Raw genomic sequence first — 23067 nt, 5'->3', positions numbered from 1 at the left:
GGCCAAGCCCGCTCCCACAGGTTTACCAGGGCCCTGTGGGAGCGGGCTTGGCCCGCGATTGCGGTCTCAGGCCTTGCGCAGCAGCTCCAGCTGCGCCAACCCCACCTTGAGCAGGCGCGCCGTCTTGCTCTCGGCCAACTGCTCCAGGCCCTGCTCGGCCGGCAGCCGCGCCAGCTGCCCGGCCAGGTTCAAGATCAGGTTCTCCCGCGAGTACACCCCGCCCCCCAACTGATACACCGAGGCAATCAGTTCGCGCAGCTCCAGCGGCAAGCGCCAGCGGGTACGCAGCGCCGAGCCGTACGCAGCGCCATACTCGTTCAACGACAACTGCACCGCGTCCTCGTCCAGCTCGCCCCCGGCCAGGCTCCACTCCTGCAGGCAGCGCAGCAACGCCAGGTCGCCCAGGCAATGCAGCAAGCCGGCACAGTAGCAACGCTCCTGGTCCAGCTCCATCGACCGCGCCAGGCTGGCGGCATACTCGGCCGTGTGCAGCGACAGGCCCCAGAAATGCTCGGCATGGCGTGACAGCAACGGGTCGCTGAGCCTGGCGCTGCGCTTGAGTGCCAGGCCCATGATCAGGTTCATGCTCTGTGTGGTGCCCAGCTTGTTCAACGCCTGCAGCAGGGTCTGCACCGCACCGTCACGATGCAGCGCCGCGCTGTTGGCCGCAGCGATCAGCACCGCGGTGATCTGCGGGTCGTTGCGGATCTCTTCTTCCAGTGCCTTGAGGTTGAGCCCCTCGGGGTTGAGCGCGTGCTTGATCGCCTGCTTCACATCAGCCAGCAACGGCCCGCCATCGGCGGTGCTGCGGTGGTCTTCGAGAAACCGCGACAAGGTGATGCCCGGGCGCAATGCCGGCACCGGGCAGGCCACCGCCTCGCCGGCACCAAGCAGTTGCTCCTCCAGGCGCTGGCGCAGCAGGTCGGCATTGAGCGGCTTGCTCAGGTACGCCGTGGGCGCCAGCGGCAGCGCCTCGCGCACGCTGGCCACATCGCTGCGGCTGCTGATCAGGATGAACGGCAAGCTGCGGCGCTTGGCGCGCACGCTGCGCAGCAGGTCCAGGCCGTCGATGCCGGGCAGCTCGCGGGCGGCGATGATCAGATCGGGTTGGCTGGCCAGCGCGGACAGCGCCTCGTGGCCATTGGCACAGACGTGCAGGCGGGCATCGCAGCGCACGCTGAGCAGCATGTCCTTGAGCATGTCACGCACCCACGGGTCGCCTTCGGCAATCAGCACACAGGGTGCGGTGGGTGGGTTTGAAACGGTCATCGGGCTTCTCCTGACATCTCGATGCACGCCATCCAGGGCGTCTTCCAAGGTAGCTCCTGTGCAAACCTTAGCGCCCTTGTCGGGCTTTGGGCGAAAAAAAACCCGCCGAGGCGGGTTTTTTCCTATCGCGTCACACTTACGCCAGTTCGGCGAAGCACTCTTCGATGATGGCCAGACCCTTGTCCAGCTGCTCGTCAGGCGAGGTCAGCGGAACCAGGATGCGCAGCACGTTGCCGTAGGTACCGCACGACAGCAGGATCAGGCCCTTGTCACGCGCCTTGGCCACGACGGCTGCAACGGCAGTCGGGTTAGGGGTGTGGGAACCGGCCTTGTCGAACACCTCGACCGCGATCATCGAGCCCAGGGCACGCACGTCACCGATGATCGGGTGCTTGTCCTGGATCTTGCGCAGGCCAGTGACCAGACGCTCGCCGACTGCCTTGCTGCGGTCCAGCAGTTTTTCTTCTTCGAACACTTCCATCACGGCCAGGGCCGCGGCGCAGGCGATCGGGCTACCGGCGTAGGTGCCGCCCAGGCCGCCTGGAGCGATGGCGTCCATGTACTCGGCCTTGCCGCACACACCGGCCAGCGGGAAGCCGCCAGCGATGGATTTGGCGAAGGTGGTCAGGTCAGGCGCGACGCCCATCTGTTCCATGGCGAAGAAGGTACCGGTACGGCCAGCGCCGGTCTGTACTTCGTCGGCGATCAGCAGGATGCCGTGCTGGTCGCACAGGGCGCGCAGACGCTTCATGAACTCTTTAGGCGCGACGTAGAAACCGCCTTCGCCCTGGACCGGCTCCAGGATGATCGCAGCGATATCCTTGGCTTCGGCGTCGTTCTTGAAGATGCGTTCGATCGAAGCGATCGAGTCGTCGATGCTCACACCGTGCAGTTCGTTCGGGTAGATGGCGCGGAAGATGCCGCCTGGCATCAGGCCCATGCCGGCCGAGTACGGTACGACCTTGCCGGTCAGGCCCAGGGTCATCATGGTGCGACCGTGGTAGGCGCCGGTGAAGGCGATCACGCCGGCACGGCCGGTGGCGGCACGGGCGATCTTGATGGCGTTTTCAACGGCTTCGGAACCGGTGGTGACCAGCAGGGTTTTCTTGGCGAAATCACCCGGGATCAGCGCGTTGATCTTTTCGCACACTTCGACATACGGCTCGTAGGCCAGTACCTGGAAGCAGGTGTGGGTCAGCTTGTGCAGTTGAGCTTCAACGGCAGCGATGATTTTCGGATGCACGTGACCGGTGTTGAGTACCGCGATACCGCCGGCGAAGTCGATGAACTCGCGGCCTTCGACGTCAGTCACGGTGGCGTTCTTGGCCGACTCGGCGAAGATCGGGTGGATCTGGCCGACGCCACGTGGGACGGCGGCTACACGGCGTTGCATCAGGGATTCGTTGGTCTTGCTCATAATGTCCTCATTTCGCCACACGCAGGTGGCGCGATTCGATCGGGGCGGCCGGTATTCGACTGCAGCAGCATGCGTTGATCGACTGCTGCAGGGGCCCAGGCGGCCGGATGTCACGGTGTAAAAAAGGCCAGCGGGACGGCGCTCTCGCGCCCCGCTGGCAGAGGTAAAGCCTTACGCTGCGATCAGACGCTGATGCACAGGTATTTGATTTCGAGGTAGTCCTCGATGCCGTACTTGGAGCCTTCGCGGCCCAGGCCCGAGGCCTTGATACCACCGAACGGCGCGACCTCGTTGGAGATCAGGCCGGTGTTGATGCCGACCATGCCGTATTCCAGGGCTTCGGCGACACGGAACACACGGCTCATGTCACGGGCATAGAAGTACGAGGCCAGGCCGAATTCGGTGTCGTTGGACATGGCGATGACTTCGGCCTCGTCCTTGAAGCGGAACAGCGGAGCCAGTGGGCCGAAGGTTTCTTCCTTGGCCACGGCAGCGCTTTTCGGCACGTCGACGAGGATGGTCGGCTCGAAGAAGTTGCCTTCGATCAGCTTGCCGCCGCTCAGTACCTTGGCGCCCTTGCTCACCGCGTCAGCGATGTGCTCCTGCACCTTGGCCACGGCCTTGCCGTCGATCAGCGGGCCGGTGGTGGTGCCGTCTTCCAGGCCGTTGCCGATCTTGAGCTTGGCGACTGCCGCCTTGAGCTTCTCGGCGAACACGTCGTAGACGCCGTCCTGCACGTAGATACGGTTGGCGCAGACGCAGGTCTGGCCGTTGTTGCGGTACTTGGAGATGATCGCGCCCTCGACGGCCTTGTCCAGGTCGGCGTCGTCGAACACGATGAACGGAGCGTTGCCGCCCAGCTCCAGGGAAACCTTCTTGATGTCCTTGGCGCATTCGGCCATCAGCTGGCGACCGATTTCGGTCGAGCCGGTGAAGGACAGCTTGCGCACGATCGGGTTGCCGGTCAGTTCGCTGCCGATGTCGCCGGCGCTGCCGGTGACCACGCTCAGCACGCCAGCCGGGATGCCGGCACGGGTGGCCAGCTCGACCAGGGCCAGGGCCGAGTACGGGGTCTGCGAAGCGGGCTTGAGCACCATGGTGCAGCCAGCGGCCAGGGCCGGGCCGGCCTTGCGGGTGATCATCGCAGCCGGGAAGTTCCACGGGGTGATGGCCGCGGTAACGCCGATCGGCTGCTTGATCACGATCAGGCGCTTGTCGGGCTGGTGGCCCGGGATGGTGTCGCCATAGACACGCTTGGCTTCTTCGGCGAACCACTCGATGAACGAGGCGGCATAGGCGATTTCGCCCTTGGCTTCGGCCAGTGGCTTGCCCTGCTCGGAGGTCATCAGGCGGGCCAGGTCGTCCTGGTGCTCGATCATCAGTTCGAACCAGCGGCGCAGCTTGCCAGCACGCTCCTTGGCGGTCAGTGCGCGCCAGGCCGGCAGAGCCTTGTCGGCGGCCTCGATGGCGCGACGGGTTTCGGCGGCGCCCATTTTAGGCACGGTGCCGAGCACTTCACCGGTGGCCGGGTTGGTCACCTGGATCGTCTGACCGTTGTCCGCGTCCAGCCACTCTCCGTTGACGAAGGCTTGCTGGCGGAACAACTGGGCGTCTTTGAGCTGCATGTCGGGCTTCCTTAACTGCACCGTGCGAACACAGGGCGAATTATTGATTTGTAGAAAAAGGAGAGCGTTTGAAATCTCAAACGAATCCTAGGATCAACGGGAACAAAGGACAATAGGGTGTTCGAAAAAAAGAACAAAAAGCCTAGCAGACCCTGAAATTTCAGATCAGCGTCACTTTTGCGCCGGCGAGTGTTCGGAATCGAACACAACATTACTGGCGATGGACGGCAAGGGTGCAGATGGGTATCATGGCGCCCGCGTTGCACTCGTAGCTCAGCTGGATAGAGTACTGCCCTCCGAAGGCAGGGGTCGTGGGTTCGAATCCCGCCGAGTGCGCCATCTACGACAAAAGGCCCAGGTGAAAACCCGGGCCTTTTTTCATGGGCGCGCAAAAGGGGCAGGCCGGGCTCAGACCGTGCGCTCGCCCTCTATCAGCTGCCCCTGGCTGTTGCCATGCAATGCCGAGTACCTGGCCAACTGCCCCAGCCGCCGATCCAGCTCCTGCAGCAGGCGGTTGCGCCGGGTGGTCACTTCGTTGCCGTTGAACAGCCCGGGCTCGACGGTATACAGGTTGAATATCTGGTTGATCGCGGCCGGCCCGGCGATCACATGGTTTTCCTGCGAGCTGTGGTTGTACAGCGCCACCATCTGCCCGGTCTGGGTGTCGGCAGGGCGGGCGAACAGCATGCTCACTGTCTGCCCGGTGCGGATGCGCACGGCACTGTCGGCGAACTGGAAACACGCTTCCCTGCCATCGCGCAGCTTCACCCAGAACTCATGCTCCTGGATGTTGTGGCTGCTCACGTGCATCGACGACGAACTGCCGCCGATGGAGCCGTAGCCGTCGATCATGTAGCCGCCGCCGGAATGGTGCGAGTGGCTGGCGCTGAGGTGGGTCTGGTTGCGCTTCTGGGTGTCGAGAATCTCGCCGGTGACCACGAAGAAATGCAACTGGCGATCGTAGTGGTTGAACGGCTCGTCGATGAAATTGGGGTCGTCGGGCGACAGGCTGATGTCATACATGGTGCGCACCATTTCCTCGCGCGCGGCCTTGTCGTGCCTGGCGCGCTCCTTGAGCTCGGCGCGGCGCACCTTGGCGTCGTCGATGGCCTTGAGCGCCTGGGCCTTGAGGATCGGGGTTTTCTCCTGGGCGTAGGCAGCGGCCTTCTCGCTGGCCTCCTTGAGCACCGGCGCGGCCTTCTGCCCGGCCTCCACGGCCAGTTCCCTGGCCTTGGTCAGCGCCTGGGCCGCCTTGGCGGCAAGCTCGGGGTTGGCGTCGACGGCTTTCTTTTTCAGGTCATCCCAGAGACTCATTCTCTATCCTCTCAACGCTTGATCGATCAACCGCACAGGTGCGGGGCGCTGGAGAGTCTACAGGCAGTGCCGGAGGTTTTGGCAGGCGGTGCGGGCCTGTTCGCCGTCGATGCCGGCTCTGCTGATACCTGTCAACCGGCCACCAGCAGCCGGTCCTGCAGCACCACGCTCATGCCCCCCAGCCGCCACAGCTCGAAATAACGCGCAAAATCCACCTCCAGCGCCAGCAGCGGCGCCGCGATGTACCACGCCAGGTAATAGTCAGCGGCAATCCCGTACAACGCTTCGAGCAGCGCGTACATCGGCAGTTGGCTGTCACGCACGTCCTCGATGACCGTGTCGGCGAAATGCTCGAACACCCAGGCATTCGGCGCATCGCTCTGCAACGCCTTCAACGCCACCTCGCGGCTTACCACCTCGACCACAGGCTGCCAGTGGGCCTGCTCCGGCCACGGCCCCTGGGTGGACAGGCAGTACCGTGCCTGTTCGTTCCACCAGGCCAGCGCCGCGGCCTTGAGCCGGCCTTCATCGCAGCCGCGCTGCGGCAACAGGTACAGGCTGCTGTCCAGCGAACCTGCCACCAGCACCTGCTGCGCCCGCGCCTGCAAGGCATCGGCCTGGGCAAAGCCGGCAAAGATCTGCGCCAGCTCCGCGTCGCTGCCATGCTCCTTGAACAAGCCGAGAAAGTGCGAGCTGTCGAGCACGACGCGACCTTCGCGGCACGCTATCCAGTCATCGAGCAGGGTCATGCGCTCAGCGACCGAACTGGCGAAGAATCGTCAGGTGCACATCCAGCTGCAGCTTGCGCAGGTTGCCCAGCACCGCCTTGCCGCCCATCACCAGCGCGGGCTCGAAGCCGTACAGCTCCTGCTCGCCCAGCGGGCCCAGGGCCTGCAGCGCACGCTCGAACAGGAACTCGCCATCGGCGTCCTCCATGTCGAAGTCCTCGCGCTCGACCATCGACAGGAACGACTGCAGCTCCAGGTCCGGGTTGCTGCAGGGCACGTTCTTTTCGCTGCTCATGGCGTACACGCGGTTGTACGCACACAGCACGATCAGCTTGCGGCCATAGGTCTCGCCCCATGCATAGAGGTCGCCAAAGGCCGTGCGGCCGATCACATGGTAGGTGTCCAGCTTCTCGAACTCGGTGCCTTGCAGCCACATGTCCAGCAGGTGCTGGTAGTCGTGCGGGTTGACCAGCCAGAACAGGCCGTCGGCATAGCTGCCCCACCCCTGCTCCTGCCAGTACTCCAGCAGTTTGTCCGGCAGGCGGCCACGGTACTGCGCGATGCTTTCGGCCGGCACGGGCCGCTGATGGGCAGGCTCGCCCATGGCCTCGATAAACATCTCGAGAAATGCGTCCTTCATCACTGACTGGCTCCCCTGGCTAGCTCTAACCTGATGTTCAATTTGGCACTGCCGTTGCCCGCCTCCACCGCCTTGCGCACGGTCTCGTCCAGCAGCGGCAGCCGGCTCGACCAGCTGGCGCCGATCGACGAGTTGACGTTCGAATTGCCCATTCTAACAGGGTCGGGTTTTACCCACCCGCCAGCCACCATGTCGGGCTCGTGCAGTGCGGCCAGGTTCGACTTGATTTCCTTGGCCCGTGCCTTGGCCATCTGCGCCGCGACCTTGGGGTCGACACCGTTGTTGACCAGGCCCTTCTGGATGTTCTCGGCCACGCTACGCTCGAATTCGCGGCCGAACTTGCGCTGCAGCGCCACCGCGTCGGGGTTGCGCCCGGTGCTGTCGAACGCCTCGCGGGCGAACTTGAACTCGTCGGCGGTCATGTTGTTGATGGCCTCCTGCTGGGCCTGCAACTGCTTGTTGTATTCCTTGAGGTACGCCTGCTGCTCGGTGGGCGTCATCTCCTTGTAGCGCGGGTTGTCATAGGGGTTGAACTGCTTCACGGGCAGTTCGTCCAGGCGCTCGACGGTAGCCACGGTGCCCGCACCCGCCGCCGGCTTGCCGGCAGGGGGCAGCTCGACCTTGGCCACCGGCGCTTCCTTGACCAGCACTTCGGCCTTGGCGGCCATTTTTTCCAGACCCGCCCGGCCCATCTTGATGCCGGTCTTGGCCAGCGTCACGCCGGCCTTGGCCGCGCCGCCCACGCCGGTGGCAATGCTGCCGGCCTGCCACACGATCTCGCCCAGGTCACGCCCCAGTTGCATGGCGTGCTCGTCACCGCCCACCTCCAGCGCCAGGGTCACGCGGTCGATCTTGGCGTTGAGTTCATCCACCACATCGGCGCCCAGCTTGTCGCGCGCCTCCTGGTTGGAAATCAGTTCCTTGATGCCCTTGAGGCCATCGATAGGGTGCGCGATGAACTGCGCCAGCCCCTCGATATCGTTGATGCCGGCCTCGACCAGGCCACGCCCCACGCCAACCTGGGTCAGCAGGTCCTGCTTCTTGCTGATGAAGCCCCACTTGGCAATGACCTTGAGCTCGTCCGCCAGGCCCTCGGCTTCCTTGAGCTCCTTCTTGGCCTGCACCAGTTGCTGGGTGGCCAGCCAGTTGTTGTCGGTGGCGGCGCCAGCGGCGGTGTTGGCGGTGGCGGCATCCAGGCCGGTGCTGGCGGCCAGCCCGGTGACCAGGCTGGTGATCAGGTTGCGCTTGGCTTCACGCTGCGCCTCGGACTCGTTGGGGCTGGCTTCGGAGAACAACCCGGTGAGCACGCTCGATGCCGCCGCCCCGGCCGCACCGCTGCCACAACTCTGGCTGCTGGCCGCCGCACCCGCGCAGGCGAGGATGCCGTGCAGCGCCGCGTGTACCGGCGAGCCTTCGATAAGGCTGCCGTTGGCCACCAGCTCGCCGATATAGCCCGCGCCCTGCTGCTGCACGTAGTTGACCACCAGGCCCTGCATGAACGCCGTGTTGCCGGCGCTGATGTTGCCGCTGGCCGCACCCACCAGCGCGGTGGTGATCTGCCGGTAGGTGCCGCCGGCGCCCCAGTTTTCGGCAATGCCGTCGGCCTGATGGCGCAGGTCGCTGGCCGCCAGCAGCAAGGCAGTACGCTCGCCGTCGCCCAGTTCCGGGTTGGCGGCCTTGGCTTCGGCCTCCTTGGCCTGGTTACGCTTGGCGTCGACTTCCTTGGCCTTGTTGTTGAGCAGGGTGCCCGCCTCGTTGGCGAACGCGCCGACGATCTCGAACCCGGCGCGAATCTGCTCCTCGTTGAAGATCGGCTTCAGCGCATTGCTGCCATCGCGGTCGCTGGACACGTCGCGGTTGAGGCTGGCTATGGCCTCGTCCACGCTCTTGCCGGTGCGTTTGTGCTGCTCGGCCGCATCGGTGATGACGATACTGCCACCACTGATACCGCTGCGGGTCACGCTGCTGGCGCTATCGCTGGCACTGATGGCGATCGGCATGCTCACACCGATGTCGTTCTCGTTTTTGGCAAGGTCGGTGCCAGGGGTCTGCGTGGCGCCGCTGGTGGCGTTGCCCTGCTGGTCCTTGCCGACCTCGCGGTAACCGCCGCCTAGGCTCAGGCTGCTGCCCTTGTACTCGGCCTCGTTCCTGATGTCGCGGCTGGTCAGGCTGGCGGTGACCAGGCGGTTGCTGCCGTCCTGCACGGCCTTGTCGCTGCTGGCGATCACTGCGCCCACCAGGTCGGTGTTGCCGGCCACGTAGATATCGAAGCCGCCGTCGCCGGCCTTGATCCCCGACTGCTCGGTGACGCTGGCGTACCTGGAGTCGATGTCGGTGGCGCCGAAGCTGCCGCTGGCACCACTGACCGAGCTCATGCCATAGCAGAACGGCGGAATGCACAGGCTGATACCCACGCCCAGGCTCTTCTCGTCCACGGTGTAGGTGCTGGTGTCCTGCAGGCTCTCGATGTTGAGGTTGCCGCCCACGTCCATCACCACCTGCTTGCCGCTGACCACCGCGCCCTTGAGGTTGGTGTCGCCGCCCGAAACCATGACCAGCTGGTTGCCGGCATCGATATGGGTGTTGGTGTGGGTGAGGTCCTCGCCATCGGCTTCGCCGCGATTGCCCGACACCCCTAGGTCGAGGGTGAAGCCGTTGCGTGTGCCGCCCAGCGACAGGCCGATACCGACGCTGGCACTGCTGCCGGTACTGTCCGTCTGCTGGGTGCTGGTGTTGGTGGCGGCCAGCAGGTTGATGTCGCCGTCGGCCAGCAGGCTGGCATTGTTGCCGGCCTTGATCTGGCTGCCGCGCACGGTGAGGGTGCTGTCCTCGTCGGCGCCGGTGGCGATCAGGCGCACGTCGTTGCCGGCGACGATGGTCGAGCCGGCAGCGGTATCGCTGTGCTGCTCGGTGGTGCTCTGGTTCTTCTTGGTGCCCAGCGACAGGCTCAGGTTGATCCCGCCCGCCGAACCCGGATCGGTGGCCACCGCGGTGGCCGCGTTGTTGGCCGCCAGTGCCGCAGTGGCCGCGGCCAGCGCCTTCATGCGCCCGTCTTCGGTCTTGTCCGAGGCCTGCTTCATCTGCTGGGTGGTCTGGATGGCGCTGATCACCGGGTTGGTCAGGGTCAGCGACACGCCGGTCTGCTTGAACAGGGTCTGACGCTCACGCTCGCTGGTGTTGCGCGCCTCGACGATGGCGATCTTCTCGGCACGGATATCCACGTCGCCCTTGGGCGCCATGACCTGGCTGCCGACCTGGCGATAGCTTTTGCCGGCCTCGATCAGCACGTCGCCTTCGGTGGAGCCGACGGTGCTGGCCACCGCGGTGGTGCTGGTGGTCATGTCCTTGACCCGCTGCTCCTGGGTGCCGACGGTCACGGCGATGCCACCACCGCTGAACAGGCCGCTGGTCTTCTCGGTCTTGTCGTGGCGCTCGCTGCGGCTGTCGCTGGCCGCCGCGATGTTGACGTCGTTGCCCGCCACCAGGATGGTCTGCTGGCTGGACACCACGTTGGCGCCCTGCAGGTTGATGTCGCGCCCGCCCTGCACGTAGGTGTGCTCGCCGCTGAGGGTCGAGCCCTGGGCGGTGGTTTCGCTGAGCGTGTCACGGGTGGTTCTGGTGGTCTTGGAGAACATGCCGTTGCCGCCAGTGACCTTGTGCGCCTCGTCGGCGAACTGGTAGTTCTGCCCGGCCATCAGGTTCACGTCGCGGCCGGCGTCGGCCATCACCATGCCCTGCTCGCTGCTGGCCTGGCTGGCGCGCAGGTTGATGTCCTGACCGGCCTTGAGGCTGACGTCGCCGGTGCCCTGCACATTGCTGCCCACCTCGGTGCGGCTGGCGTCCTTGCGCCAGTTGCTGCTGTTCCAGGTGATCGACTGCTGGTGCGACTCGGTGACAGTGGTCAGGTTCAGGTTGTTGCCGGCCACCAGTTGCGTGCTGCCGTTGGCACCGGCGTTGACCACCTGGGCACCGGCCAGGTTGATGTCGTTGCCGGCCGAGGCCGTGAGCGTGCCGCCGGCGCCGCTGACGAACAGCCCGGCCACCCGCGACAGGTTGCTGCGCGTGCCCTGCTCGCTGCTGCTGTCATGGGTGCTGGAGATGACGTTGAGGTCGTTGCCGGCGCTGATCGCCAGGCTGTCCACGGCGCCGATCAGGCCGCCGAGGTTGTCGAGGTTCTCGCGTGCCTGCACCGATACCTTGTCGGCCTGGATGCGCCCGCCGAGGTTCTCCACATTCTGCGCGGTCAGCGCCAGGATGCTACGCCCGCCGAGGCTGCCGCTGTTGCTCAGGGTGTCATTCACGTCGAGCTTGAGCTGCTGGCCGGCCATCAACGCACCCGCGCCGTTGAGGTCGCCCTGCTGCACCCGCACGTACACCTGCGGCACCAGCACCCTGCGGGTTTCGCCGCCGGCCACGGTCACCTGTTTTTCCACCAGCCACACGATGTCGCTGGTCAGCTGGGCCATCTGCTCGGCGCTCAGCGCCACACCCGGCACCAGTTGCCAGGTATTGGCCACGGTAACCGCGTTGTCGAGCAGCGCGCGGTACTGTTCCTCGTCATTGGCATAGCCGTCGATGAAGCGCCGGCCAGTGAGCTGGGCGACCTGTTCGCGAATCAGCTTCTGTTCGTAGAAGCCGTCGCCCAGGCGTTGCAGGGTCTGCCCCGGGTCCAGGTGCAGCTGTTGCAGCATGTAGTCGGACGACAGCCAGTTGCGGTAGCCGGCAAAGCGCGGGTCGGTTTCCACCAGATAATTGCGCACCGCCTGCGGGTTGCTGTCGAACAGGCTGTTGCTCGGCAGGGTCAGCACCGGGCCGCCGGTGCGGATCTGCTCGCCGACGCCTTCGGCATTGAGCCCGGCCTGCGCCGCCACCTCGATGATCGGCGCCACCTGGTAGGCATTGGCGGCGGCGCTGTCCACCGCGCCGGCGCCGGCGGCCTGCTGGTCGCTCAGCTGGCTGGCATGGCCGCCGAGCTGGGTGCCGCTGCCGGTGACGGCGGCCAGCTCCTGCCATACGGTGGGCTGCAGCGAGATTTCCTGGATCAGCGGCGCGGGCACATAACCGGCCACGCGGGCGCCCTGGCGGTCGCGGCCCTTGCGCTGGATACGGTAGAAGTTGGTCACCGTGCCGCTGTCGGTGGTGACCTGCTGGCCCTTGAACTCGGTGTTCACCAGGCTGCCGATGGCGCCGTGCAGCAGGCCGCCGGCGATGATCCGGCTCTTGTCGTTGAGCACTTCGCCGGCGTTGATGACCAGGTTGCCGCCGGCCAGGATCTGCCCCGGCGCCGAGGTGGCGATCTGGGTTTCGCGCACCACGCGGGTCACGTCGTAGCGGTTCCAGTTGTCCTTCTGGCCCTCGGGGGTGATCAGGTACTGCACTTCGTTGTGGCGGAACGTGACCTGGTCGGCCTGGTAGCGGTTGGGCGAGCCGGCCAGCTGGAATTCCTGGAAGCTCTGGCGGCTGATTTCCACGTCGCGGGTGCTGAAGTGGTTGTTGAGGTTGCGCAGGGTCTGCACGTCCAGCGCCATGTGCCCCAGCGACTCGATGGTGGCACTGGCGTTGGTCAGCAGCGCGGCGCGGCCGCTGGCGTGGTCGGCGTCATCCAGCGTGGCGCCGATGGCCATGTCGCCGGCACTGAAGATCAGCGCCGCTTCGCTGTTGTCGATCTGCGTGGCGCCGATGTCCAGGCGCGCACGGGCGGCGATGGCACCGGAGCGGTCGCCCTCGTTGGCGTTGACCAGGGTGCCGGCAGCGATGCCCAGCTGGTCGCCGTAGATGCGACCGGTGCCCAGGTTGTACAGCACGCCGGTTTGCAGGCGTACCTTCTGGCCGTCGATCAGGCCACGGTTGGTCAGGCTCTGGTGGGCAGTGATGCGCACCTGGTCGGCACTGATTTCACCCTCGGCGCGGTTGTCCAGGGTACTGGCGTCGAGCAGCATGGAGCGGCCGGCCAGTAGCTTGCCGCTGTTGTTCAGCGCACCGCCGGTCTGCACGTCGAGGGTGCCGTTGGCCTGCAGCAGGCCACTGAGTTCAAGGCCTGCGAGCAGGCGCAGGGTCAGGTCGCCCAGGCTCACGGCCTGACCGTTGCCACTGTAGTAGGCGGCGTTCAGGCTCAGCGACTGGCCGGCCAGCAGGCGCCCGTCGAGGTTGCTGATGCTCTGGCGGCGCGCAGCGGGGTCACGGTCGGTAATGTTCAGGTGCTGGCTGGAGCTGATCAGCCCGCCCGCGTTGTCCAGCAGTTGGCTGACGCCGATGTCCAGCGTGGTGTCGGCGCGAATCACACCGGCCTGGTTGCCCAGCACGTCGGACTCAAGGCGCAGGGCGTGCCCTTGCAGGCCCTGGTTGTCGGCCTGGGTGGCGTTGTTGGCGAGGGTGCCGGTCGACACATGCAGCAAACCGGCGGAGCGGATCAGGCCGCCCTGGTTGTCCACACGCTCGGCCGAGGCCACGTCGATGGCGCCCAGCGCCTGGATCTGCCCGGCCTGGTTGTTCAGCCGCAGGCCCTGCACCTGCACACTGTCGGCGCCGACGATGCGCCCGCCGGCGTTGGTCACGTCGGCGGCCAGCAGTTGCATCGCGCCCTTGGCCGAAATGTAACCGCCGGCGTTGCTCAAATGCGCGCTGTGAATCTCCAGCGCACCCTGGCTGATGATGCCCTTGCCGCTGCCATCGTCGAGGTTGACCAGTGCCTGTTCGCCGGTATCGATGTAGAGCCTGCCCTGGGACTGGATCAGCCCGCCGGCGTTTTCCAGGCGCCCGCTGCGCAGGTCCAGGGTGCTGCGCGCATCCAGGGTGCCCTGGGCGTTCTGCAGCAGTTGGCCATTGCTGTTCAGGTTGAGTGCCAGGCCGCTGATCACGCCGCCACTGTTTTCGATACCCTGAGCGTTCACCACGATGTCGCCCGCCGCTTCCAGGCGCCCGCCCACGTTGCCCAGCTGGCTGTCGCGGGCAGTCAGCAGCAGGGCGCCCTGTACCGAGCCGACCGTACCGCCGCTGTTGTTCAGGTGCGCCGCAGTCAGCGTCATCTGGCGGATCGCGGCGAAGGTGCCGGCGGTGTTGAACAGCTCGCCAGCGCCCGCAAACAGTGTGCCGCCGGCGCTCACGGTGCCGCTGCGGTTGTCCAGCGTGCCGGCGTTGAACACGCCGTTGCCGCTGGCCGCAAGGGTGCCGCCGGTGTTGTCGAGCAGGCCCTGGGTGGTGACCGCAAGGCTGCCGCCCTGGGTGGCCAGGACCTTGCCGCCGCGGTTGGACAGGGTGTCGGCCTCGATCGATACGTCCTTGCCCTGAGCCACGCCGGCGTCGAGCTGTACCTGGCCGGCCTTGACCTGCAGGGTGCCGGTGCTGACCAGCGTGCCCTGCGCGCTGTCGAGCGTCGTGGCAGTCAACTGCAGGGTGCCGGCGCCGGCATGCTCGACGCGGCCGTGGGTGTTGACCACGGTGGCGGCGCTGAGCGTGGCATGGGTCGCGTTGCTGGCGATGCGGCCACTGCGGTTGTCGAGGGTGCCGTCGACCTTGATCGAGGTGCTGCCCTTGCCGCTCTGGGTCAGCTCGCCGCCCACGTTCGACAGCTCGCCGGCGCGTACTTGCAGGTTGCCCGCCACCACCTTGGCGGCGTCGCTGCGCAGGGTCTGGCGGGCGGTGGCACTGAGGGTCTTGCTGGCATCGACGCTGGCGTTGGCGAGGTTGATGTCGCCGCCGGTGAGGGTGATGTTGCCGGCCACGTTACGGCTGGCGCTCAGGTCGACGTCGCCTGCACTGACCTGCAAGTCGCCGCCGGCCAGGTGTTCGCCGTGGGCCTGCACGCGCTGCGCGGTGAGGGTCAGGTTGCCGGCCTTGCCCAGCTTGCCGCTCTCGTCCAGCCCGGCAGCCAGTGCCGAGCCCTTGCTGCTGGTGATGGTCGACTGCGCGCCGGTCGCCTTGAGTTCGACATTGGCCTGGCTGGCCAGGGTGCCGCTGTTGTTCAGGTCGCCGGCGCTGCTCAGCTGCAGGTCGCCCTTGGCATAGACCGTGCCGCTGTTGTCGACCCCGCCTTTGGCGGCGACGCGGGTGGCGCCGGCACTGCTGAGGGTGCCGCTATTGAGCAGCTTGCCGTCGGCGCTGATCACCACTTCGCCGGCGCCGGCACCGATCGTGCCGGCGTTGCGCACGCCCACACCGCCCTCGGTGCCCACCAGCATGATCTTGCCGGCGTACATGCCGCCGAGCTTGGCCACGTCGATGGCGACTGCGGGGGCCTCCTCGTCGCTGCCTGCCAGCCGGGTTGCGCGAGTGTTGTCGGCGTTGACCTGGTTGCGCCCGGCGGTGACTTTCAGGTCCTTGGCCCAGATGCCGGCGTTGACCTGCACGCTCTGCGCGATCAGGTCGGTGTAGTCGGCGTCGGCGCTGTCCAGGCCCTTGCCCTGGATGCTGAGGGTACCGCCCTTGACCTGGTAGCCGGTGATGCGGCCGTTCTCAAGCTGCGCCTGGCCGGTGGTCAGGGTGGCGCGGTTGGCGTTGATGAACCCGCAGCCGTCGCAGGTGACGCCGGCCGGGTTGGCGATCACCACCTGGGCGCGTTGACCGGCCACTTCCACATAGCCGCGCAACTGGCTGGGGTTGCTGGCGTTGACCTCGTTGAGGATCACCCGCGCACTGCCCTTGCTCAGGTTGCCGTTGCCCTGGATCCAGCCACCCAGCTGGGTCTGGCTGGCCTTGACGCCGTTGTTGAGGATGACCCCGCGCTTGTCCACGTCGAACTGGCTGTAGGTATTGCGCGACACGCCGGCGGCGCTGGGGGCGGTGATGTTCACCTGCGGCGTGCCGTTGGCACTCTGGCCCACGTTCGGGCGCTGGGCTGCTGGCGCACGCCCATCGGCGACCACCCCGGCAGCCCAGGAAGGTGCAGCGTCCAGCGCCACCAGGCCGAGGGCGAGCATCATTGCGAAACGCAGGCGGCCCAGTTCGGCCAGTGTGCCGGCCGAGCCGGCCACGGGCCCGGTGGTGGTGCCCGGCGCCTTGCCCTGGCTGGCGACGTTCTCGGCAACCACCATCAGCAGCCCGCGAGCCTTGTTGAAAACGATACGGTAGAGATGCTTGTTCATTGCAATTCCATTTGCGGTGCCAGACCGCCAGAAGTCAGGGTTACGCTGTGAGTTCCAGCGGGTGAGCGGCAAACCAGGCCTTGGCCTGTTCGGGAATCACGCCGATCCCCAGGTGCGTCTTGACCCGCAGGCCGCGCACTTCGCCCTGGTGGTCGAGGGCGCGCATGCAGCGGTTGGGGAACAGCTGGCGCTGCACCAGGCGCGCCAGCGTTGCCGCATGCCCGAACGGGGCGACGAAGTCGTTTATCCACAGGCGTTCGCCGCTGTTCCAGTCGGCATCGGCCATCTCGACAGGCGAGCGCTGGATGTAGCGCTGCTCGGCGGCGCCGTCGAGGTTGAGCCAGGACAGGTAGAACACCGGCTTGCCGGCCTCGCTGCCGAGCACGAACTGGCGGTGCTTGAGCGCCGGCAGCAACAGGGTGGCCAGGCTGTGCAGCGGTGCGTCGCGGTGAGCTGTGGAGTGCATCCACAGCCAGGTGGCCGAGCCCAGCACGGTGGCCTCGTTCCAGGGCTCGTCGAAGAGCCCGGGGGCGATGATGTCGAAGCGATCGATACGCATGGCGGGCCTCAGAACGACAAAGAGACAGTGAAGGCACTGGTGATGTTGGCCGTTTCGAAACCGTCCGGCTTCTTCAGCGGCGTACCCCAGGACCAGTCATACGACAGCGCCTTGTAGCCGCCGCGCACCCCTACCACGGCACCGGCCAGGCGCTTGCCCACCAGGTACTCGCTGGAGTGGCCGCTGACTTCGCCGTAGTCGACGCCGGTGTACAGCTCCTGGCCGGTATCGCCCAGGGCCAGGCCGATCTCGTTGCGCAGGGTCCAGCCGCGTTCGGCCGAGAGGATGTTCTCGCCGTCGAAGCCGCGCACGGTGTAGCGCCCGCCGATGGAGAAGCGGTCCTGCGGCACCAGCGCCGAGCGGTTCCACTGCGCGCGCCAGCCACCGATGTAGCGCATACGCTGGTTGTAGGCGATGAAGGGCACCTGCAGCTGGGCATCGGCACTGATGATTTTGGAGCGCGAGGTGCCTTCGCCGGTGAGTTCTTCTGGCGCCTGCAGTGCGCCGTGGGCACCGGTGCCGCGGCGGTAGCCCGCGCTCAGGTCGAGGGTGGAGGCGCCGATGAATTCGCGGTGGCTCAGGCCCGCTTCCCAGCCGGCCATGCGCCGGCGCTGCAGCTGGATTTCAGTGTCGTCGATGAAGTTTTCCGAGGTACGCGTCCACAGGCTGCCCCAGGCCGTGGTCTTGCGTACCGCATCGCGGTACAGCAGGCGCGACAGGCGCAGCTCGTTGTTGCGGGTTTCGCCGCGGTACTGGTAGGTCTCGTTCTCGCCGGCCACCTGCTGGTGGTAGTCGTACTCGCTGGTGGTGAAGCCCAGCAGCCAGTAGCCGAACGGCAGCGAGTAGTGCAGCGTGTTGCCCTTGGAGCCGCGATTGCCCGACTCGCCGCCGCCCAGGTCGTGGGTGGCGCTGGCGTAGAACAGGTCGTTGAGCGAGAGGATGTTGTCCAGCGACAACGCCAGGTTGCCCTGGTACTTGCCGGTGGTCTTGCTGCCGGAGTTATCCACAGACAGGCTGAGCCGCGCCGGGAAGGCCTGGCGCCAGGCGATCACGATGTCGCTCTCGCCGGGGCCGGCGTCGCGGGCCTGGGCCGGGGCGATCTGGATGTCGGCTTCGGCGGTGGGTACGCGCTTGAAGTTCTCCAGGGCCTGTTCGATGTCGCGCAGGTTGAGCAGGTCGCCCGAGTGCGCCGGCAGCGCGTTCCAGGCATTGGCGCGCGAGCTGGTGCCTTCGGCGAAGCGGATGTCGCGGATACGCCCGGGAATCAGGGTCAGGGTCAGTTCGCCGCTGTTGAGGTCCTGGGCCTGGGCCAGCACGCGGGTGGTGACGTAGCCTTTTTCGATGATCGCGTTCTGGATGCGCTTCATGGTCAGGTTGATGCCCGCGCTGCCCAGGCAGCGCCCGGTGGCCGGGTCATCCTTGGGGTTGGCGGCGCGCAGCGCCCACTGGAAGCGCTCGGCCGCATCGCCCACCAGGCGCAGTTGGCGGATGGGGAAGCACGGGGTTTCGTTGGCGGGCAGGCGGCCGTCGCCTTCATCGGCCAGCGGTGCTTCGAGGCGCACGTCGGGGCGTGCTTCGAGCTGCTCGCGCTGCACCCGCTCGCGGTCGCGCTGGCGCAGCAGCTCGGCATTCGGGTCGGCGGCGTGTGCGGCGGTGCCGGCACCGGCGGCCCAGGCAGCGAGGGCCAGCAGCAGTGCGGCAGCGGGAGTGGGGCGCGAGGTGCTGACGAAGCAGTGGGCAACACGTGTCGTCAACGCCCGGCAATGGGCGATCGGCAGCATGGCACATCCTTGTGGGCCGGAATTCTTGGGGGAGTGTTATCGGGGGGCGGAGCGTTGTGCGCGGCTGAATGTTCAAGCCTGCTGGGAGGGACGGTGATTTGTCCTACAACCTCTTCCGCACCGCTCTGACGGGGATATCGCGAGAAAGTTGCAACGGGGTGTGGGAAACGTGATGGGGTTCAAGGTTTTGCAGGGGATGGCACCAGATGTGCCCTCACAAGGTGCCAGCCGCTGCTTCTGCGGCGATCGATCAGATCGAGCGCCGCCCGCGCGGCGCTTCGCCGGCAAGGCCGGCTCCTGCATCGATTGCAAGGCGCCATGGCCTGCAGGATCGGCGGTGCCAGCCTTGTTCGCTCGGCGTCAGGCCTTCAGAAGCTCGCGCGGATGCCCGCGTACAAGGTCCGACCTGGGCCCGGCTCGTAGTAACGGGCGCCTGTGTCGTTGATGCGCAGGTTGTCGTAGTAACGCCGGTCAGTCAGGTTATCCACACCCACGTACGGCTCCAGCTCCTGGCCCTGAAGCTTGAGTACCGTGCCCACGCGCAGGTTGAACAAGGCATTGCCCGCCACCCGCGCCTCATTGGCGTTGTCCGCATACTGCGGACCATAGGCGTTCATGTTGACCCGTGCATAGAACGCATCCGACTCGTAGCCCACCTCGGTGAACAAGGTCTGCCGGGGAATGCCCGGCAGACGGTTGTCGTCATAGCCCTCGAAACGGGTGTAGTGGTAGTCGTTGTAGCTGTAGGCCATCGACAGGCGCCAGTTATCCACAGGCCGGTATTCGCCGCTCAACTCGAAGCCGTCACGCCGCGATTTGCCGGCGTTGCTGTAGGTGTTGCCGCGGTCGGTGCTCTGCGCCACCAGTTCGTCCTTGAGCAGGATGCTGTACACCACCGCCTCCAGGCGCAGGTCGTCCCACTCGCCCTTCACACCCAGCTCGCGGGTCAGCGCCCGCGCCGGTTGCAGCCCGGTGTTGAAGCCGCCTGCGGTCGGGTTGCTCAGTTCGTTGAGGGTGGGGGTCTCGAACGAGGTGGCCACCCGCGCATACGCCATGGTGTGCTCGGTAAGGCGGTAGCTCAGGCCGGCACTGTAGTTGAAGTCTTCGAAACGCTGCGCATCGGAGGCGTCGCCGTCGCTCGGGAAGCGGTCGTCGACCGACTGGCGCGTGGCGTCATAGCGTCCGCCCAGGGTCAGTTGCAGACGCTCGGTGAGGTCGATGCTGTCCTGCACGTACAGCCCATAGCCACCGGCCTTTTCGCGTTGGCGCAGGGTGAGGTTGCCGGTGTGACCACCGACTTCGTTGTTGTGCCGCTCGCGGTCGTCGCGCTGCTGCTCGATGTCGATGCCGGTGGTGAGCTGATGACCCAGGCCGAACCAGTTGGCCAGGTGCGTGTACTGCCCGCCGACACCGGCAAACAGGCGTTCGTAGGTGGTCTGCCCGCCCGCGCGCAGCGGCAGGCGGTTGCCGAAGTCACGCCGGCCCAGCCAGGTACGCAGCTGGTAGCTGTCGGTGTCGCTCAGCTGGCTGGTCCAGTTGACCGCCAGGCGTTGCTGGTTCATCTGTTCGTCGGAGTCGAACAGCAGGCTCTGCGGGCGCGCCTGGCTGCGCTTGTCGCGCACCTGCGCGAGGGTCAGGGCGCCAGGGTCTTCGGAGCGGTTGTCGAGGGCCTGGAAGGTTACCCCCAGCACGCCGGCATCGGCCTGCCAGCGCAGCTTGCCGGTGAGGTTGCGCGCTTCGGAGGCGGCGTGATCGCGGTAGCCGTCCATGTTGGTGACGTTGAGCGCCAGCAACCCGCCAAGGTTGCCGGAGGTGCCACTGGTTTCGGCACGCACGCGGCGATAGCCGTCGGCACCGCCACCCACGTCCACGAGGGTGCGCGGCTCCAGCGAGGGCTCGCGGGTGGTGATCGCCAGTACGCCGCCGGCACCGTTGCCGTACAGGGTGGAAGCCGAGCCGCGGATCACTTCGATGTTTTCCACCAGGCTCAGGTCGACACCGTCCATCTCGGTCTGGCCGTCGGGCATGGTCAACGGCACGCCGTCGACCAGTACGCGGATGCCGCGCATGCCGAAGCTGGAGCGGGCACCAAAGCCGCGAATCGACAGGCGCATGCCCTGGGCCATGTTGTAGCGGCTTTGCGGCACCGCACCGGGCACCGCCATCAGCAGGCTGTCGAGGGTCAGCATCTGTTCGCCGGGCTTGTCGGCGACGCTCACCGAGCTGACGGCGGCCGGGGTCTGCAACCATTCGGAGGTCACGCGGGTGGAGGTGACTTCCAGCGGCGCCAGGTCGACACTGTCGGCGCTCGCGGAGCCCGCGCCAAGCAACAGGAAGGTGAGGACGGTGGGCCGCCTTGGCAACATGGTGACTCCTTGAAGGTGGCCGCCGGCTACACACTGTGCCGACGTTTTTGGGGGTTCGTTATAACGCAGATGCCGGGTCGGCAAAACTGTCCAATAGTACCGCCAGCTCCGACCATAGCTGCGGGTCGTCGCTGCAGGCGACGTTGAAGCGCATGCACTGCAACAGGCCGGGCTCGGGGCCGAACAGGCTGCCCGGCCCCAGCAGCACATCCCGCGCCAGGCCTGCACGGGCCAGGGCCTGGGCGTCGCAACCGGGGGGCAGCCGCACCCAGATGAACAGGCCGCCGGCATACCCCTGCAGCGGCTCGCAGCCCAGCGCCCGCAGGCGCTGCTCGACGCGCCCGGCTGCCTCCTGCAGGCGCAGCTGCAGGCGCTTGCGGTGCTTGTCGTAACTGCCATCGGTGAGCAGCTGGTCGACCACCTGCTCCAGCAGTTCGGAGGTGATGCCGCCGCTCATCAGCTTCATGTGGGTGAGGCTGGCGGCCAGTTGCGGCGCGGCCACCACATAGCTGACCCGGGCGTTGGCGCTGAGGGTCTTGGAGAACCCGGACAGGTACGTCACCTGCTCCAGGCCCGCCAGCGCCGCCAGGCGGGCCGGCGCCTGCGGGTGCAGGTCGGCGTAGAGGTCATCCTCGATGACATGGCAGTCGTACTGGCGCGCCAGCTGCAACAGCGCGAACGCCTGGCCCGCAGTGAACGAGTGCCCGGTGGGGTTGTGCAGCACGCTGGTGGTCAGGTACAGCCTGGGCCGGTGCTGCGCCAGCAGCTGTTCGAAACGCGCCAGGTCGAGGCCCTCGGCGGTGCGCTGCACGGTGACGATGCGCGCGCCGTGCAGGGCCAGGTTGGCGTGGAAGTTGAAATAGCACGGGCTGTCGAGCACCACGCAATCGCCCGGGCGCAGCATCACCCGCAGCAGCATGTCCAGCGCCTGCACGGTGTTGCTGGTGGTGACGATCTGCTCCAGCGGCGCGGCGATGCCCTGGCCGAGCAGGCGCGTCTGCAGGGTCTGGCGCAGCGCCAGGTAACCGGCCGGCGTGCCGTAGCCGCCAATGCGCAGGCGCGTGGAGCGGGCCACGGCGCGCAATGCCTGACGCAGGTTGCCGGGCTCCAGCCAGTCGGGCGGCAGGTGCCCGCTGCCGGGGCGCATGCTGTTGTCATCGGCCAGCAGCGAGCGGCGCAGCACGCTGGCCAGGTCCTGCGGCAGCCAGTCGGTGTCGCCCCCCGGCACCCTCGGCGCGTGACGGCTGGCGACAAAGTGCCCGCGGCCCTGACTGGAGGTGATCAGGTTGCGGGCACGCAGGCGGTCCAGCGCTTCGATCACGGTGAACTTGCTCACGCCCAGTTGCGCGGTCAGTTCGCGCACCGGCGGCAGGCGACTGCCCGCCGGCAGCTCGCCGGCCTCGATGGCACGCGCCCAGGCTTCGGCGATCTGCTGGACCTTGGGTGTTCCGGGGCAGAACTCGATGACGGGCAGCATGCAGGTCTCCACAGGTTTACCGGTAATCCTACCAGTAAAGTCGGGCGCGATTGCCCGCTGCTTGGCCTGCCCGCAGCGTGGCCCGCGCTCTAGACTGCGGCCTTTGCACTGTGAGCACTGCCCCATGAGCCTCGGCCTGACGCCCTCCTCTTTCGGTTACTTCGTGGTGTTCTGCGCCAGCATGACCTTCAGCCCCGGGCCGATGACCCTGCTGTTGCTGAGCCTGGGCCTCAAGGCCGGCCTGCGCCAGTCGCTGCCGGCACAACTGGGCGCCAGCGTGGCCTACCTGCTGTCGATTCTGGTGTTTGCACTGGGCTTTTCGGCGCTGATCCAGGGCTACCCGCTGGTGCGCCAGCTGATCCAGGCCCTGGGGGTCGCGTATGTGCTGTACCTGGCCTGGCGGCAGTGGACCAGTACCGGGCTGGCGCTGGGCGATAGCGGCGGGCCGGCGCTGGAGGGTTTCCGGGCGCTGTTCGCCAGGGGCCTGCTGACCGGGCTGTCCAACCCCAAGAGCATCCTGATGTTCAGCGCGGTGTTCCCGCAGTTTGCCAGCCACACCCGCGACATCGCCGTGCTCGGCCTGACCTTCCTGCTGCTGCAGTTTGCCAGCGGCTGCCTTTACTGCTATTTCGGCCAGCGCATCCGTCATGTGCTGCAGCAGCCGGCGCGTCGGCGCCTGCTGCAACGGGCCACGGCGGTGCTGCTGACAGGCGTGGCGTTGATGCTGATGCGCGGTTTCGACGGAGCATGACGTTTTTCAATCGGCCCCATGGCGTTTTCAACCTTGCCGAGTGGGCATCCGTGCACGATT

12 protein-coding genes and 1 tRNA gene are annotated in these 23067 nt (G+C 66.6%); 2 read left to right on the top strand and 11 right to left on the bottom strand.

Going from position 1 to position 23067, the window contains the following annotated elements:
* Positions 1-66: 66 nt before the first annotated feature.
* The 3 genes from QMX96_RS19730 to gabD all read right to left on the bottom strand — a co-directional run bounded on the left by QMX96_RS19730 (position 67) and on the right by gabD (position 4311).
* Complete coding sequence (locus QMX96_RS19730; protein WP_282362266.1) at positions 67-1269, bottom strand: response regulator; 1203 nt, start codon at positions 1267-1269, stop codon at positions 67-69.
* Positions 1270-1405: 136 nt separating this feature from the next.
* Positions 1406-2686, bottom strand: a complete 1281-nt coding sequence (gabT, locus tag QMX96_RS19725; protein ID WP_054915891.1) for a 4-aminobutyrate--2-oxoglutarate transaminase — start codon at positions 2684-2686, stop codon at positions 1406-1408.
* 182 nt (positions 2687-2868) lie between these two features.
* Positions 2869-4311 carry an NADP-dependent succinate-semialdehyde dehydrogenase gene (gabD, locus tag QMX96_RS19720; protein WP_043861307.1) on the bottom strand — a complete coding sequence of 481 codons (1443 nt, stop codon included), beginning with the start codon at positions 4309-4311 and terminating at the stop codon, positions 2869-2871.
* Positions 4312-4573: 262 nt separating this feature from the next.
* On the opposite strand from gabD, the gene QMX96_RS19715 reads away from it, so the two are divergent.
* Positions 4574-4650 (top strand) — tRNA-Arg (locus QMX96_RS19715).
* A 69-nt stretch (positions 4651-4719) separates the two neighbouring features.
* Here QMX96_RS19715 and QMX96_RS19710 read toward each other — a convergent pair.
* The 8 genes from QMX96_RS19710 to QMX96_RS19675 all read right to left on the bottom strand — a co-directional run bounded on the left by QMX96_RS19710 (position 4720) and on the right by QMX96_RS19675 (position 22256).
* Positions 4720-5625, bottom strand: coding sequence for a hypothetical protein (locus QMX96_RS19710; RefSeq protein WP_043861308.1), 906 nt, complete (start codon positions 5623-5625; stop codon positions 4720-4722).
* Positions 5626-5756: 131 nt separating this feature from the next.
* Positions 5757-6374 (bottom strand): hypothetical protein, encoded by a 618-nt coding sequence (locus QMX96_RS19705; protein ID WP_282362265.1) that lies wholly within the window; start codon positions 6372-6374, stop codon positions 5757-5759.
* A gap of 4 nt (positions 6375-6378) precedes the next feature.
* A complete protein-coding gene (locus tag QMX96_RS19700; RefSeq protein ID WP_043861310.1) occupies positions 6379-6993 on the bottom strand; it encodes a GAD-like domain-containing protein in 615 nt (204 codons plus the stop codon).
* The gene (locus tag QMX96_RS19695) at positions 6993-16073 is read right to left on the bottom strand and encodes a hemagglutinin repeat-containing protein (protein ID WP_282362262.1); all 9081 of its coding nucleotides are present in this window, start codon (positions 16071-16073) and stop codon (positions 6993-6995) included. The genes QMX96_RS19700 and QMX96_RS19695 overlap by 1 nt, the downstream gene beginning before the upstream one ends.
* Before the next feature lie 40 nt (positions 16074-16113).
* Positions 16114-16632, bottom strand: coding sequence for a toxin-activating lysine-acyltransferase (locus QMX96_RS19690; RefSeq protein WP_054915888.1), 519 nt, complete (start codon positions 16630-16632; stop codon positions 16114-16116).
* A gap of 8 nt (positions 16633-16640) precedes the next feature.
* Positions 16641-18413, bottom strand: coding sequence for a ShlB/FhaC/HecB family hemolysin secretion/activation protein (locus QMX96_RS19685; RefSeq protein WP_054915887.1), 1773 nt, complete (start codon positions 18411-18413; stop codon positions 16641-16643).
* Positions 18414-18781: 368 nt separating this feature from the next.
* Entirely contained in the window at positions 18782-20779 is a 1998-nt protein-coding gene (locus QMX96_RS19680) for a TonB-dependent receptor (protein ID WP_078481732.1), read from the bottom strand.
* A 58-nt stretch (positions 20780-20837) separates the two neighbouring features.
* Positions 20838-22256 (bottom strand): PLP-dependent aminotransferase family protein, encoded by a 1419-nt coding sequence (locus tag QMX96_RS19675; protein WP_282362261.1) that lies wholly within the window; start codon positions 22254-22256, stop codon positions 20838-20840.
* Between the two features lie 124 nt (positions 22257-22380).
* Between QMX96_RS19675 and QMX96_RS19670 the strand changes: the two genes are divergently transcribed.
* Positions 22381-23007 carry a LysE family translocator gene (locus tag QMX96_RS19670; RefSeq protein WP_043861316.1) on the top strand — a complete coding sequence of 209 codons (627 nt, stop codon included), beginning with the start codon at positions 22381-22383 and terminating at the stop codon, positions 23005-23007.
* Positions 23008-23067: the final 60 nt, after the last annotated feature.

Source organism: Pseudomonas sp. PS01300 (assembly GCF_029960155.1).
Classification (GTDB): Bacteria; Pseudomonadota; Gammaproteobacteria; order Pseudomonadales; family Pseudomonadaceae; genus Aquipseudomonas; species Aquipseudomonas palmensis.
This window is presented reverse-complemented; position numbering and strand designations above follow the sequence as displayed.

What these genes read in the sequence shown, in the direction of transcription:
- QMX96_RS19730 (WP_282362266.1), bottom strand. Translation starts at nt 1,269, where the DNA reads ATGACCGTTTCAAACCCACCCACCGCACCCTGTGTGCTGATTGCCGAA.
- gabT (WP_054915891.1), bottom strand. Translation starts at nt 2,686, where the DNA reads ATGAGCAAGACCAACGAATCCCTGATGCAACGCCGTGTAGCCGCCGTC.
- gabD (WP_043861307.1), bottom strand. Translation starts at nt 4,311, where the DNA reads ATGCAGCTCAAAGACGCCCAGTTGTTCCGCCAGCAAGCCTTCGTCAAC.
- QMX96_RS19710 (WP_043861308.1), bottom strand. Translation starts at nt 5,625, where the DNA reads ATGAGTCTCTGGGATGACCTGAAAAAGAAAGCCGTCGACGCCAACCCC.
- QMX96_RS19705 (WP_282362265.1), bottom strand. Translation starts at nt 6,374, where the DNA reads ATGACCCTGCTCGATGACTGGATAGCGTGCCGCGAAGGTCGCGTCGTG.
- QMX96_RS19700 (WP_043861310.1), bottom strand. Translation starts at nt 6,993, where the DNA reads ATGAAGGACGCATTTCTCGAGATGTTTATCGAGGCCATGGGCGAGCCT.
- QMX96_RS19695 (WP_282362262.1), bottom strand. Translation starts at nt 16,073, where the DNA reads ATGAACAAGCATCTCTACCGTATCGTTTTCAACAAGGCTCGCGGGCTG.
- QMX96_RS19690 (WP_054915888.1), bottom strand. Translation starts at nt 16,632, where the DNA reads ATGCGTATCGATCGCTTCGACATCATCGCCCCCGGGCTCTTCGACGAG.
- QMX96_RS19685 (WP_054915887.1), bottom strand. Translation starts at nt 18,413, where the DNA reads ATGCTGCCGATCGCCCATTGCCGGGCGTTGACGACACGTGTTGCCCAC.
- QMX96_RS19680 (WP_078481732.1), bottom strand. Translation starts at nt 20,779, where the DNA reads ATGTTGCCAAGGCGGCCCACCGTCCTCACCTTCCTGTTGCTTGGCGCG.
- QMX96_RS19675 (WP_282362261.1), bottom strand. Translation starts at nt 22,256, where the DNA reads ATGCTGCCCGTCATCGAGTTCTGCCCCGGAACACCCAAGGTCCAGCAG.
- QMX96_RS19670 (WP_043861316.1), top strand. Translation starts at nt 22,381, where the DNA reads ATGAGCCTCGGCCTGACGCCCTCCTCTTTCGGTTACTTCGTGGTGTTC.